The organism is Tamlana crocina, assembly GCF_012037625.1.
Window position 1 is genome coordinate 1 of record NZ_JAAVJS010000307.1, and the last position, 418, is coordinate 418.

General features: G+C 44.7%; 1 protein-coding gene. It reads right to left on the reverse strand.

Annotation, left to right across the window (positions count from 1 at the left end; genetic code table 11):
• A partial coding sequence (locus tag HC176_RS16850; RefSeq protein WP_342448717.1) for a PKD-like domain-containing protein occupies positions 1-402 on the reverse strand: 402 nt, incomplete at its 3' end.
• Positions 403-418 lie beyond the last annotated feature (16 nt).

A 418-nucleotide genomic window follows, 5' to 3' on the forward strand; every position in this document is an offset into this window, starting at 1 on the left:
TACGGTCCAGGAGAAAGAACTTGGTGTAGATGCTGTCAGGGAAATATTTGTTCCTGTACCACTGCATATTGTTGCTGTGTTGGCAGTAGTTACAGTAGGTTTTGGATTAACTGTCACCGTAATGGTATAAGGTTCACCTTCACAGCTTCCTGCATTAGCAGTAGGCGTTACGATATACTGAACTGTTCCCGCTGCTGAGTTGCTGGGGTTGGTAAGGGTCTGATTTATTGTAGATCCTGTTCCGTTACTTGCCCCTGTAATACCCCCGGTTATGGTGCCTACGGTCCAGGAGAAAGAGCTTGATATTGATGCAGTCAAAGCAATATTAGGTCCTGTACCACTGCATATTGTTACTGTGTTGGCAGTAGTTACTGTAGGTGTTGGATTAACTGTTACCGTGATTGTGTAAGGTTCACCT